The organism is Streptomyces sp. NPDC054932, assembly GCF_053610205.1.
Genome location: NZ_JBSGXU010000098.1, coordinates 18,733 through 30,430, shown reverse-complemented (window position 1 = coordinate 30,430; position 11,698 = coordinate 18,733). Strand labels below are relative to the sequence as shown.

General features: G+C 73.4%; 10 protein-coding genes. 7 read left to right on the top strand and 3 right to left on the bottom strand.

Annotated features, from left to right (window positions below; translation table 11 throughout):
- Positions 1–219: 219 nt before the first annotated feature.
- Positions 220–774, top strand: a complete 555-nt coding sequence (locus tag ACWGE1_RS24480; protein WP_453422625.1) for a hypothetical protein — start codon at positions 220–222, stop codon at positions 772–774.
- Here ACWGE1_RS24480 and ACWGE1_RS24475 read toward each other — a convergent pair.
- Complete coding sequence (locus tag ACWGE1_RS24475; RefSeq protein WP_453422626.1) at positions 767–1,690, bottom strand: Gfo/Idh/MocA family protein; 924 nt, start codon at positions 1,688–1,690, stop codon at positions 767–769. The two genes, ACWGE1_RS24480 and ACWGE1_RS24475, sit on opposite strands and share 8 nt — an antisense overlap.
- 255 nt (positions 1,691–1,945) lie before the next feature.
- On the opposite strand from ACWGE1_RS24475, the gene glnII reads away from it, so the two are divergent.
- Positions 1,946–2,965: a glutamine synthetase gene (gene glnII, locus ACWGE1_RS24470; RefSeq protein WP_393706787.1), complete on the top strand. Its 1,020-nt coding sequence runs from the start codon at positions 1,946–1,948 to the stop codon at positions 2,963–2,965.
- Positions 2,966–3,474: 509 nt separating this feature from the next.
- The gene (locus ACWGE1_RS24465) at positions 3,475–4,074 is read left to right on the top strand and encodes a winged helix-turn-helix domain-containing protein (protein ID WP_453422624.1); all 600 of its coding nucleotides are present in this window, start codon (positions 3,475–3,477) and stop codon (positions 4,072–4,074) included.
- A gap of 79 nt (positions 4,075–4,153) precedes the next feature.
- On the opposite strand, the gene ACWGE1_RS24460 is transcribed toward ACWGE1_RS24465, so the two are convergent.
- Positions 4,154–5,635: a PepSY-associated TM helix domain-containing protein gene (locus ACWGE1_RS24460; protein ID WP_453422623.1), complete on the bottom strand. Its 1,482-nt coding sequence runs from the start codon at positions 5,633–5,635 to the stop codon at positions 4,154–4,156.
- Between the two features lie 63 nt (positions 5,636–5,698).
- The gene (locus ACWGE1_RS24455) at positions 5,699–6,352 is read right to left on the bottom strand and encodes a hypothetical protein (protein WP_453422622.1); all 654 of its coding nucleotides are present in this window, start codon (positions 6,350–6,352) and stop codon (positions 5,699–5,701) included.
- Positions 6,353–6,505: 153 nt separating this feature from the next.
- On the opposite strand from ACWGE1_RS24455, the gene ACWGE1_RS24450 reads away from it, so the two are divergent.
- From ACWGE1_RS24450 to ACWGE1_RS24435, 4 genes are all read left to right on the top strand, one after another.
- Positions 6,506–7,093 carry a rhomboid-like protein gene (locus ACWGE1_RS24450; protein WP_453422621.1) on the top strand — a complete coding sequence of 196 codons (588 nt, stop codon included), beginning with the start codon at positions 6,506–6,508 and terminating at the stop codon, positions 7,091–7,093.
- An 87-nt stretch (positions 7,094–7,180) separates the two neighbouring features.
- The gene (locus ACWGE1_RS24445; protein ID WP_453422620.1) at positions 7,181–7,975 is read left to right on the top strand and encodes a tyrosine-protein phosphatase; all 795 of its coding nucleotides are present in this window, start codon (positions 7,181–7,183) and stop codon (positions 7,973–7,975) included.
- Between the two features lie 144 nt (positions 7,976–8,119).
- Positions 8,120–10,060: a hypothetical protein gene (locus ACWGE1_RS24440; protein ID WP_453422619.1), complete on the top strand. Its 1,941-nt coding sequence runs from the start codon at positions 8,120–8,122 to the stop codon at positions 10,058–10,060.
- A gap of 185 nt (positions 10,061–10,245) precedes the next feature.
- Positions 10,246–11,694, top strand: coding sequence for a hypothetical protein (locus ACWGE1_RS24435; RefSeq protein WP_453422618.1), 1,449 nt, complete (start codon positions 10,246–10,248; stop codon positions 11,692–11,694).
- The last annotated feature ends 4 nt before the right edge of the window (positions 11,695–11,698 follow it).

Genomic DNA, 11,698 nt, shown 5'->3' with positions numbered 1-11,698 from the left:
CGCCCTTGAGGGGCCGGCACGACACGGAGAGACGATGGGACTGACGGGAAACCCCCATACACATCCCTGATTCCGCCCCACCGAAACCCCGCCCCCCGAAGCCCCGCTCCCACCCCACCCCCGAAGCCCCCGCCCCGCCCCCTCTTCATCTCGCCCCCACCTCCGACCCCCTAGGGTGGCCGGAGTACGAAAAGGATGAATCGCAGCAAAGGACCCGTTGTGAACGAGCAGCAGCCAGACCCCCGGGGCGGGCAGGCCGGGCATGCCTCCCCCGACGGGACTCCGTCCCGTCCCCGACGGCGGGGGGCCGACTGGATGTTCGGCGGGGTGTACGGGACGGTCCTGGCCGCGGCGTTGCTGGCCGCGCTCGACCAGAAGGGGGAGGAGTTCACGCCGTTCTACGACGCCAGCTGGGTACTGGTGACCGCCGTCACCGCGGGGCTGGCGCACGGGTACTCGCACCACATGGCCTCCCACGAGCAGGAGTCCGCCGCGTACCGGTGGCGAATGCTGGTCCTGGCCCTGTGGAACGAGTGGCCGCTGATCGCGGCCACCCTGCCCACCGTCCTGCTGCTGGCCGGGGCCGGGCTCTTCGGCTGGGAGTCGTACGGGGTGACCGCCGTCGGGCTGGGCCTGAACACCGCCCTGCTGTTCGCCTGGGGGTCGCTCGTCGCCGTCCGCGTGGGCTACCGGCTGGGGTCCGCCCTGCTGATCGGCATGGCGGACGCCACCATCGGGCTGGCCATCATCGTGGCGAACGCGGTGATCAAGTAGGGAGCTGGGCCTCGGCCTCCGCCAGGATCTCCGTCAGCCGGACCCCGAACTCCACCCCGCGCGGATCCGGCGCTCCCGTCCGGGCCGCGGTGAGCAGCGCGTCCAGGGCGCGCCCGTAGGCGCCCGGTACGTCGCTCCAGCCGGGCAGTTCGTGCACTCCTTCGGTGCCGCGCAGTTCCAGCCCGACCCCGGCCGCCGCGCGCGGCGCGCCGAGGCTGAGGACGGCGGTGCTGGCCGCGCCGGAGGTGTGCCGCAGCGCCAGCTGGACCACGTCGGAGGGGCCCCGGGTGGCGCTGACCTCGGTGACCTCGCCGAGGACCGGGATCAGGACGGAGAGTGCGTGCGGGCCGACGTCCCACAGTCCGCCCTTGGCCTTGCGCCAGGGCGAGTCGGCGTAGGCGCTGGGCGTGCCGTCGGGCGGGAAGACGGCGCCGAGCCAGTGCGCGGCCGCGGTGAACCAGCCGTCGCGTGCGGCCTGTTCCTCGACCCAGCCGGCGGTGGGTTCGGCGAAGCGCAGGGTGAGGAAGACGACGGAGGCGACGCGGTGCCGCGCCACCGCTTCGGCGACGGCGCGGGCGTCCTCCACGGTGGTGGCGACGGGCTTGTCGAGGAGCAGGTGGCATCCCGCGGCGGCGGCGCGGACGGCCATCGGAGCCTGTACGTCGGGCGGGAGGGCGAAGGCGACGGCGTCACACTCGGCGAACAGCTCGTCGGGGTCTTCGTACACCTTCACGCCGTACTCGTGCGCCAGCTCGGCGGCGGCTTCGGGCCGGCGGCCCCACACGCCGGCGAAGTCGGAGCCGGCGTGCGCGGCGAGGGCGGGGGCGTGGGTGCGGTGCGCCCAGGGGCCGGTGCCCAGCAGCCCGACCCGGGGGCGGCGGCCTGCGGGGGCCTGATCGGCGGCACGTTCAGCGATGCTCTCGGCGGAGCCCTCGGTGGGACCTCCGGCGGAGTTCAAATCAGACGAAATGCTCACGCGGCCAGTCTGCCCCACCCGGAAGGGCGCGCCGCCACCAACCCGCACAACCCGCCCGACCTGCGGTGCAAACCTCGGTAACACGGGGTTCACACACGGGCAACGGAAGAGAAATCGCGGGCGGGCACGCTGCGGTCATCACCGCAGCGATGAAGCAGCGACCAGCAGCACCCGCAGAGTCTGAGGATGGGGCCCGTGAGCTACAAGGCTGAGTACATCTGGATCGACGGCACCGAGCCGACGGCGAAGCTTCGCTCCAAGACGAAGATCATCGGGGACGGCGACGCGCTGCCGATCTGGGGCTTCGACGGATCGAGCACGAACCAGGCCGAGGGCCACGCCTCCGACCGCGTGCTCAACCCGGTCTTCTCCTGCCCGGACCCGATCCGTGGCGGCGACAACGTCCTCGTCCTGTGCGAGGTCCTGAACATCGACATGACGCCGCACGAGTCGAACACCCGCGCGCTGCTGCGTCCGATCGCCGAGAAGTTCGCCGGCCAGGAGCCGATCTTCGGCATCGAGCAGGAGTACACCTTCTTCGACGGCATCCGCCCGCTCGGCTTCCCGGTGGGCGGCTTCCCGGCCGCGCAGGGCGGCTACTACTGCGGTGTCGGCTCGGACGAGATCTTCGGCCGCGACATCGTCGAGAAGCACCTGGACCACTGCCTCGCGGCGGGTCTGAGCATCTCCGGCATCAACGCCGAGGTCATGCCCGGTCAGTGGGAGTTCCAGGTGGGCCCCGTCGGCCCGCTGGAGGTCTCCGACCAGCTGTGGATCGCGCGCTGGCTGCTCTACCGCACCGCCGAGGACTTCAACGTCTCCGCGACGCTGAACCCGAAGCCGGTCAAGGGCGACTGGAACGGCGCGGGCGCGCACACCAACTTCTCCACGAAGGCGATGCGCGAGGACTACCGCGCGATCATCTCCGCGTGCGAGGCGCTGGGCGAGGGCAGCAAGCCGCTCGACCACGTGAAGAACTACGGCGCCGGCATCGACGAGCGTCTGACGGGTCTGCACGAGACCGCCCCCTGGAACGAGTTCAGCTACGGCGTCTCGGACCGCGGCGCCTCGGTCCGCATCCCGTGGCAGGTGGAGAAGGACGGCAAGGGCTACATCGAGGACCGCCGCCCGAACGCGAACGTGGACCCGTACGTGGTGACCCGCCTCATCACGGACACCTGCTGCACGGGCCTGGAGAAGGACGGCCTGGTCTAGCACCGGACCCAGGCACCGAACCGGCCCGACCGCGCCGGCCGATGACCACTGACAACGCCCGCCGAACCCCCATGGGTTCGGCGGGCGTTGTCAGTGGTGCGTGCCACGATGTGGACAGATCCGTGGACACCACGCTTCCCGATCCATCCACCCACCGGAGAAGAGGCGTTGTTTGTCCTGAATTGACAGGAGAATGGGATCAGAATATGAGATTCCGATCCAGAGCGTGAGACGTGCCCTGCCCCGGGGACGTTACATCTGCTTGAATGGGGCCATGGCCAGTCATTCGCACACCTCGTCAGGTCGCAGCGACCTCGAGCCTTTCTGGCCGTCCCGTCAGGATCACGATTACGACCGGGAGTGTTGCCGCGCGAAGAACGCGCCGGCCCTCTAAAGCCTCCGGGACCACCCACCTGACCCTCCCCGAGGCCTTCGGTCTGCGCGGTATCGACATCGATGACGTTCGTACGTCTCCTGCCGACCACTCCGCGTGAAAGAGCTGACCACTCATGGCGAACACCCGCTCCCTCTCCTCCGCCGCCACCGCTGCGACCGCTTCCCTGACCTATCCGCCCAGTCCGCGCCACCGGCTCCGTTCGGTCGACCGGGACGAAGTGGCCCGGGTCGTCGACCTCCTCCCGCCCGGGGCCACCTGGCTGCCCGCGCCCCAGCACACCCTGCCGACGCTGCCGGGCCAGCCGCCGATGATCGGCTACCTGGTCCTCGTACCGGCCGACCAGCAGCCTCCGATCGCCTTCGCCCCGCAGGCGGTGGCCACCGCCGTCCCGTCGGCCCCCGCCGCTGCGGCCCCGGCCGCCGGCCCGGGCGACGGCCTGGTCCGCATCGACTCGGCGCAGCGCACCGCCGAGGTCGACGGCCGGGTGCTCGACCTGACGTACCTGGAGTTCGAGCTGCTGGCCCACCTGGTGCAGCACCCGCACCGGGTGCACAGCCGGGACCAGCTGGTCACCACGGTCTGGGGCTACGGCCACGTGGGCGACGGCCGGACCGTGGACGTCCACATCGCCCGTCTGCGCCGCAAGCTGGGCGCGTCGCACCGCGCCGCGATCCAGACGGTGCGCCGGGTCGGCTACAAGTACGCCCCCTGAGCCGCCGGTCGGCCTGACGACGGTGGGCCCGTACTCCCCCTGGGGAGTACGGGCCCACCTCGTTCGTGGAACCTGTCGGCTACGCCGTCGGGACGGCTTCCCCGGCATCCGGAGCGGCATCCGCACCGGTCCTGGAGCGGCGGCCCGCGACGAAGCCCAGCAGGACGTCGACCACGAGGAAGACGACCAGGCTGATCCCGAGCAGCGGAATGAACCAGCCGATCACGGCGGTCACCGCGGCCAGCGGCAGCAGCACGGTCACCGGCAGCTTGCGCCAGGCGCCGCGCGGCTGCGCACGGCCGACGGACAGATTGCGGTCCTTGGTCGGACGGCGCAGCCACCACATCCGGTAGCCCCAGAAGACGAGGAACATCACGGCGAGGGCGAGCGCGGCCAGCGCGAGCTGGTTGGCGAGTCCGAAGGTCGTGCCCATGTGCAGGTCGATGCCGAAGCGGGTCATCTTGGCGAGCAGCGGATAGTCGGCGAAGCGCAGTTCGTCCATGACCCGGGCGTCCGCGGGGTCGACGGCGACGGCGTCGAAGTGCACCGGCACCTGCTTGTCCTGCTCCTTGATGACGTACCCCTTGCCCTTGGCGGGCAGGGTCACGCGGAGCGACTCGGTGACCCCGGCGGCGCGGGCGGCCTCCACGGCCCTGTCGATGCCGACGTCGGTGGTGGGCGCGGGCGGGGCCATCTGGGTGCCGTCGGGCATGGTGTGCCCGGCGTGCTCGTCGGAGCCGGAGTCCGCCCCGGCGCTCAGCTTCGCGGAGACGGCGGGGGTGGCCCCGCCGAGGCTGTCCTGGAGCTGCCCGATGTTCTCGCCCGCGTACTTGGACCAGGTCAGGCCGGTGGCGGAGAGCACGACGAGTCCGGCGACGGCCCACAGGCCGACGGTGCCGTGCCAGGACAGGGTGCGGCGGCGCCCGGTGGCCTTGCGGTCCGGGAGGACCAGCTGCGACCTGCGCTTGCGGCGGCGGCCGAGCCACAGGGCGAGTCCGCCGAGCGCGACCACCCACATCCAGCTCGCGGCGAGCTCGCTGTAGTTCCGGCCGAACTCACCGAGCTGAAGGCTGGAGTGGAACTCGCTCAGCCAGGCCCGCAGCGGCAGCGCGTCGCCGGCGGTGGCGAGCTGCCCGCGCACCTCGGCCGTATACGGGTCGACGAAGACGGTGAGGGTCTCGCCCTCGGGGAGTCCCGGGCTCTCCATGATCACCCGGGTGGTGGCCTCGGAGTCGGGGGCGAGCCACACGGACACGACCTCGCCCTCGGGGGCGGCGCCCTTGGCCGCGTCGACCTGGGCGCTGAGCGGCAGGACGCTCTCGCCGACGCGGGCGACGGTCAGCTCGTCGGAGTAGACGATCTTCTCGGCCTGCCAGGAGGCGGCGTAGAGCAGGCCGGTGGCGGCGGCGAGGAAGAGCAGTGGGGCGATGAGCAGGCCGGCGTAGAAGTGCATGCGCAGGAGCAGCGGCCGCAGGGCGGCCCAGCTGCCGCCGCGGCTCTTGGGTATTGCGGTCGGTTCGGAGTCCGGGGTGCGGACGTCCTGGGCCTCGTCAAGAGACATGGGGATCCTAGGTGTTGGCGAAGACATGGGGACCGGGCCCCAGGTCTCGCCGCTGCGCCGGGATCAGGCGTGGGAGGGACGACCGGGGGCCGTTGAACGCAGGAGCGGGGCGCGTCCGGGCGGCCCGCGGCGCACCACGGCATGGGCGTGCACGGCTCCGCGCAGACGGCGCGGCCGTTCGTACGGGGCGGGGGCGACGGGCGGGACGGGTGCGGCGGTGACCCGCTCCCGGACCAGGGCGAGCGCGCGGGCGAGCGGCCGGGCCGCGTGCAGCGCGGCGGTGGCCAGGACGCGGGCCAGCCGGAAGAAGGCCGCCTCGCCGCGCGCGAGCCAGGCGGCGCAGAGCAGCCCGGCGAGCACGTGTGCGGCGATCATTCCGGCGCCGCCGTGACCGGTCATGCCCGCCGCGCCCGTCAGGTCTGCCGCATGCGCCATGCCGGCCATGTCGGTCATGCCGGTCGCACCGGGGGCTTCGGCCGCCATGGCGCCCGCGTCCGCGGCGGGCATCCGGTGGTGCCCGCGCATCGGGGCGGAAGCGGCGAGCGGGCTCGCGGCCCCGCTCCCCGAGAAGACGAGGTGCAGCACGCCCTGTACGGCGAGCACCGCCGCGGTGATGCCGACGGGGCCCCGGCGCTGCCCGGCGGCGAGCCAGGCGAGCCCGCAGGTCACCGCGAAAGCACCCAGAAGGCCCAAGAAGGGGACATCCATCCCGGACATGTGCGAATGCCCCACGGCACCCAAGGCGACACTCATCGCCGCGAATATCGCGGCCCGCGTGGCGCGCATCGGCGCGGAGGTCTCGTACATGGCCGGGACATGTTCGCACGGGGCCACTTGGTTTCCGCCAGAGGCTTATCCGATCATGAGCAGATGAATCCAATTCCGTGGGGAGCGGTGTACGCCGGCGGGGTGCAGTTCGGGGCCTACGCCCTGGAGCGCACCGGGGCGGTCGAGCGCGAGCGACTGCTCCGGGAGTGCTCGACGAATGTCGACAATCTCGCCTCCGGGCGCTGGGAGACGCTGCTGAGCAGCGCCCTCGTCGTCGAGGAGCCCATGCCGCTGCCCTACGCGCTCCTGCTGGTCGCCGTCCTCGGATACGCCGAGTACGCGTACGGGGCCTGGTGGACGGCCGCGGTGTTCCTGTTCGGGCACGCCACGGCGACCCTCCTCGTGTACGGCGCCCTGCGCAGGACAACCGATCCCGGGACCCGGCGGGCACTGGACGTGGGGACGAGCTACGGATTCAACGCGGTGCTCGGCGGGCTGACCTCGGCCCTGCCGCGCGGGCCGGTCCGCACCGTCGCCCGGGTGGGACTGCTGGCCCTCGCGGCGGCTCCGGTGGTCCGGCGCGGGCGGACCTTCACGGACGCGGGGCACCTGGCCGCGCTCGGGATAGGGATCGGGGTCTCGATGGTCCTCGATTGTCTTTCCGGGGCGAAACATCAGAAAATTGCATGAAACGAAGCATGGCCGAACCGGCCATGCCGGCGGATGCCCGTGCCGCCGCATGACACGAGTAACTCGCACCCCGCTGGAGCCTTCACGATGACCGCCACCTCGTCCACCACCGTCGCCAACCTCCGCGACCTCGGCGGCACCCCGCTCTCCGGCGGCCGCACCGTCCGCCCCGGACTGGTCCTGCGCTCCGGCCAGCTCGACCGGCTCGACCTCGGCGCCGACCCGGTGGTGGCCGCGCTGGGCCTGCGTACCGTCATCGACTTCCGGACCGACGCCGAGCGCGCCGACCACCCCGACCGGATACCCGCAGGGGCCCGGATCCTGGTCGGTGACGTCCTCGCCGACAAGCTGAACTCCGCCAGGGTGCCCGCCGCGGTGCAGCTCAAGGACCTGCTGTCCGACCCGGCCGTGGCCGAGGAGCACCTGGGCGGCGGCCGGGCGCAGGCCCTGTTCGCCGACACCTACCGGTCCTTCGTGAACTCCGGTTCCGCGCAGGCCGCGTACCGGATGCTGCTCACCGAGGCCGCCGACGCCGACGCGGGCCCGCTGCTGTTCCACTGCACGGCCGGCAAGGACCGTACCGGCTGGGGCGCGACGATCATCCTGGCGCTGCTGGGCGCGGACGACGAGACGCTGATGGCCGAGTACCTGTCCGTCAACCCGGCGGTCAAGCATGCCTTCGCCCCGCTGATCGAGGGCTTCACGGCGGCCGGCGGCGACCCGGACATCGCGCTCGCACTGATCGGCGTCTTCCCCTCCTACCTGCAGGCGGCGCTGGACGAGGTGGAGACGCGGTACGGCTCGATGGAGAAGTACGTGCGCGAGGGACTCGGTGTCGGCGACGGGACGGTCGAGGCGCTGCGCGCCCGTCTGGTGGTCTGAGTCCCGTCCCCGGGTCCCCTCCCTTCCGGGCCCGGTTCTCCCCCGGGGGCGCGTTCTGCCGGCGCGCGGCGTCGCGCCCCTTTCGGCTCGCCCGCCCGCCCCGGGGACCGGTGACCATCCGACGATTCGCTCGTTCTGCTGAACGTGACTGCGCCGGATACCGCCACCCGCCCCCTTCCTCCCGTTTCTCCCGTGCCGCCGGACGTCGAGCAGGCCGAGGCCGCCATCGTCGAGCACTACCCCCGGCTGGTGCGGCTCGCCTATCTGGTGCTGCCTCCCGCGCTCGGCCGCAACCGGCGGGTCCTCACCGCGCACTCGCTGGTGCAGCGGGCGCTGCCGCGCGGGCGGCGGAATTCGGCGGCCGCCGCGGCGGCCGTGCAGGGCGGGGTTCCGGGGCAGCGGGGCGGCGCGGACGACTCCGGATACGCGTACGTCCGGCTGCGCGTGCTGCGCGCCGCCCTGGAGGCGGGGATCCCGCTGACCTTCCGGGCGCTGCCCCGGCGGGCGCAGCTCCCGCCGGTGCTGCCCCAGGTGTGGGGGCTGCGGCTGTTCCCGCGCTCGGGCGGGGCCGAGGAGCTGGCCCTCGACCAGTGGCTGGCCACTCTCGACGGGCCCGGCCGGGCGGCCTGCGTACTGCGGGCCCTGGAACGGCTGCCCGAGCCGGAGGTGCTCCGGGTGCTCGACGAGGCCGGGGTCCCGGACCCGGCCGCCGCGGCCCGGGAGTCCGGGGATCCGGCGAACGACGCCCTGTTCGCCTCCCCCGAGTTCGACCCGTGCGTGCTCCAGGCCCGGCCCACCGACCTGCTGCGGCGGCGGCGCCTGGTGCGGGCCGCGCTGGCCGCCGGGGCCGCGCTCGCCGTGTGCGGGGCGCTGCTCGCGCTGCCCGGCGGGGGCTGGGGTTCCGACGGGGCCGCCGCCCCGCCGTACGCGCGCAACGTCGCGGCCGAGCAGGCCCTGGATCCGGGGAAGCTGGTCCGGGCCGCGCCCACGCTGTGGCGCACCTCCTCCCGTACGGACTTCTCCACCTGGCCCGCCCGGGGCGACCGCGCCGGCGACACGGAGCTGCTGCGCCGGGCACTGGCCGTCTGGGCGCGGCCCGGCCCCTCCGTGGTCACCTCGGCCACTCCGGGCACGCCCTCCGGGCCGCCGATGGGGCCGGCGCAGCTGCTGTTCGCGGGCGCCGTGGACCAGGCCGTCGTGGTCCTGATGTACGACGGCCTGCGCGTGGTCCGCTACGCCGAGCCGCGGGCCGGGACGACGGTCGCCGCCCTCGACTTCGCCCGGACCGACGGGGCCTCGGCGGACACCGCCACCGCGCTGGTGCTCAGCCGGGTCGACGGCAACGTCCGGTATCTCACCGCGCCCTGGGTCACCGGCACGGCGCAGCGGGACCTGCTGAGGCCCGGTGTCCCCGCGGTGGCGCTGAAGCCGGCCCCGGACGGGGTGACCCCGCCGGTGGCGAGCCCTGCCCCGGCGGGCAGCTGTACGAGCTGGAACGCCCTGGCCCTGACCGGCGACGGTGCCACCCGGCTGATCACCGACCTCGGTGAACTGACCCCGGCCCGGCTGACCTCCGGGGCGCCGGGTGCCGAGCGCGATGTGACCGAGGCCGCCGAGCTCGGGGACTGGTCGAGGATCGCCTGTCTGCTGCCCGCGGTCCGCTCGCACGGGGTCCGTACGGTCAACGCCTGGACGTACGCGAAGCAGCCGCTGCCGGAGGGCGACGGGACGGCGGCCTGGCTCTGCACGCGGGCGGAGACCTGGCAGGGCGCGGCGGACCGGGTGCAGGCGCAGTTCCTGGCCCCGGGCGCACCGATGGCGGCGCAGGCGGCCAGGTCGGAGGGGTCCACGGCGTGCGGCCCGCGGGAGCCGCGGGTGCTGGCGGGCGTGCTGTGGAAGTCGCGTGCGGGTCAGTGGTACGTGCTGGCGGCGGGCAGTGCGCAGTTCGCCTCGCTGTCGGTGTCGGGCGGCGGGGTGAGCGGGTCGGCGAACGGCAACCGGCTGGCGGTGAAGGCGCCGGCGGGAGCGCAGGTGGACCTGTCGGGCAAGCTGACGGACGGGACGAAGGCGGGCGTGCTGCGGTAGGCGGAGGACCGGCGGGGACGGGGTCCGACTGCACCCGATGAGTGGGTGAAGCTTCAACAGTCAGGCCCCGTCGGGGAGTTGGCGAGATCCGGACATGACGACCGCCCTGCGTACATGACATGATCGGATTCCGGTTACTTCGCGGTAACCCCCCACACCCCTCACCCATCCGAAGGTCACCCCACGTGCGCACGCTCGCCCGACGCCTCCTCATACCCGGTCTGACCGCCCTCGCGCTCACCGCCACCGGCTGCTCCTCCTCCCCCCACACCGGCGCCGCCGAACCGGCCGCCCCCGTCACCTCCAGCCCCTCGGCCGACGGCACGTCGCAGCAGCTCGACGTGGCTGCTGCCCCGCAGGGGACGGCCACACCGGCGGCCGTGGCCCGGGCCGACGGGAAGGGCAGGACCGAGAAGTCCGCCCTGAAGGTCGCCTCCTACGACAAGGCCAGCGGCCGGGCCGTCATCGCCAAGGCCCCTCAGGGGTCCGGCAGTTCGCCCGCACCGGGCAAGTCCCCCGGCAAGTCCCCGGGCAAGTCCCCGACCACGTCGCCGACCGCGTCGCCCGGGGCCGACAAGCCCGTCGCGGTGGGCGACGTCATCGCCAGCGCCCCGGCGCCCGGCGCCCCGGCCGGCCTGCTCGCCAAGGTCACCGAGGTCGTCGGCACGACCGACAGCGGCACCGAGGTCAAGACCGCCGCCACCACGCTGGCCGCCGTCCTGGGTGACGACAAGGCCGACGGCAAGGTCCCCGTCGACCCGTCCGCGGTCACCGTCGAGCCCCTGATGAAGGGCGTCACCTTCTCCTGGGCCAAGGGCCAGGGCCTGACCTTCGGCCCCGAGGGCGCGAAGCTGCCCCTGGGCAACCTGCGGCTCGATGTGAACGCCGCCGTCGACACCGCCCCGGACGCCCCCGCCTCGGCCGGCGCCTCGGTGTCCGGCTTCGTCCAGCTCGCCCCTCAGGTGGAGTTCGCCTACGACGGCAGCCCGGGCGGCGCCCCCGGTCCGCGCGGCGCCTTCCTCGGCATGAGCGGCGACTGGTCCTCGCAGTGGAAGCTCCAGGGCCGCGCCGCCGCGAGCACCGGAACACCCAAGCGGATCCCCTTCGCCAAGCTGCACAGCTCCCCCGTCATCCAGGTCGGCCCGGTGCCGGTCGTCGTCAACCTCGACCTGACCTGCTACATCCAGGTGGAGGCCGACGGCAGCGTGACCCTGGAGGTCCAGCAGGACGTCAAGGGTGACTTCAAGGTCGGCGGCAGCTACGCCGTGGGCAAGGGCTGGACCCCGGTGAGCGCCTCGAACGTGCAGAGCACGCCGGTCCGGGCGAGCGTCACCGCCGCCGGCCGGGTCAAGGGCGCGCTCGGCGCCGAGGCCTCCGTCGGCCTCTACGGCGCCGTCGGCGTCACCGCGGACTTCGCCCCGTACCTGCGCGGCGAGGCCGACCTCAAGGCGGCCGCCTCCAGCGACGGCAAGACCTCCGTCAGCGGCGCCTGGGCGCTGTACGGCGGCTTCGACCTGAGCGGGAACCTCCAGCTCCAGCTGTCCCTGTTCGGCACGCCGCTCTTCGAGCGCCGCATCCCGCTGGGCTCCCTCAACCGCGAGTGGGCGCTCTCGAAGGGTCAAGTCGGGCGGTAGCCGG

Bases quoted from the DNA above. Each gene is read 5' to 3' on its own strand.
- ACWGE1_RS24450 (WP_453422621.1), top strand. From the start codon at position 6,506: ATGAATCCAATTCCGTGGGGAGCGGTGTACGCCGGCGGGGTGCAGTTC.
- ACWGE1_RS24455 (WP_453422622.1), bottom strand. From the start codon at position 6,352: ATGTCCGGGATGGATGTCCCCTTCTTGGGCCTTCTGGGTGCTTTCGCG.
- ACWGE1_RS24465 (WP_453422624.1), top strand. From the start codon at position 3,475: ATGGCGAACACCCGCTCCCTCTCCTCCGCCGCCACCGCTGCGACCGCT.
- ACWGE1_RS24460 (WP_453422623.1), bottom strand. From the start codon at position 5,635: ATGTCTCTTGACGAGGCCCAGGACGTCCGCACCCCGGACTCCGAACCG.
- ACWGE1_RS24445 (WP_453422620.1), top strand. From the start codon at position 7,181: ATGACCGCCACCTCGTCCACCACCGTCGCCAACCTCCGCGACCTCGGC.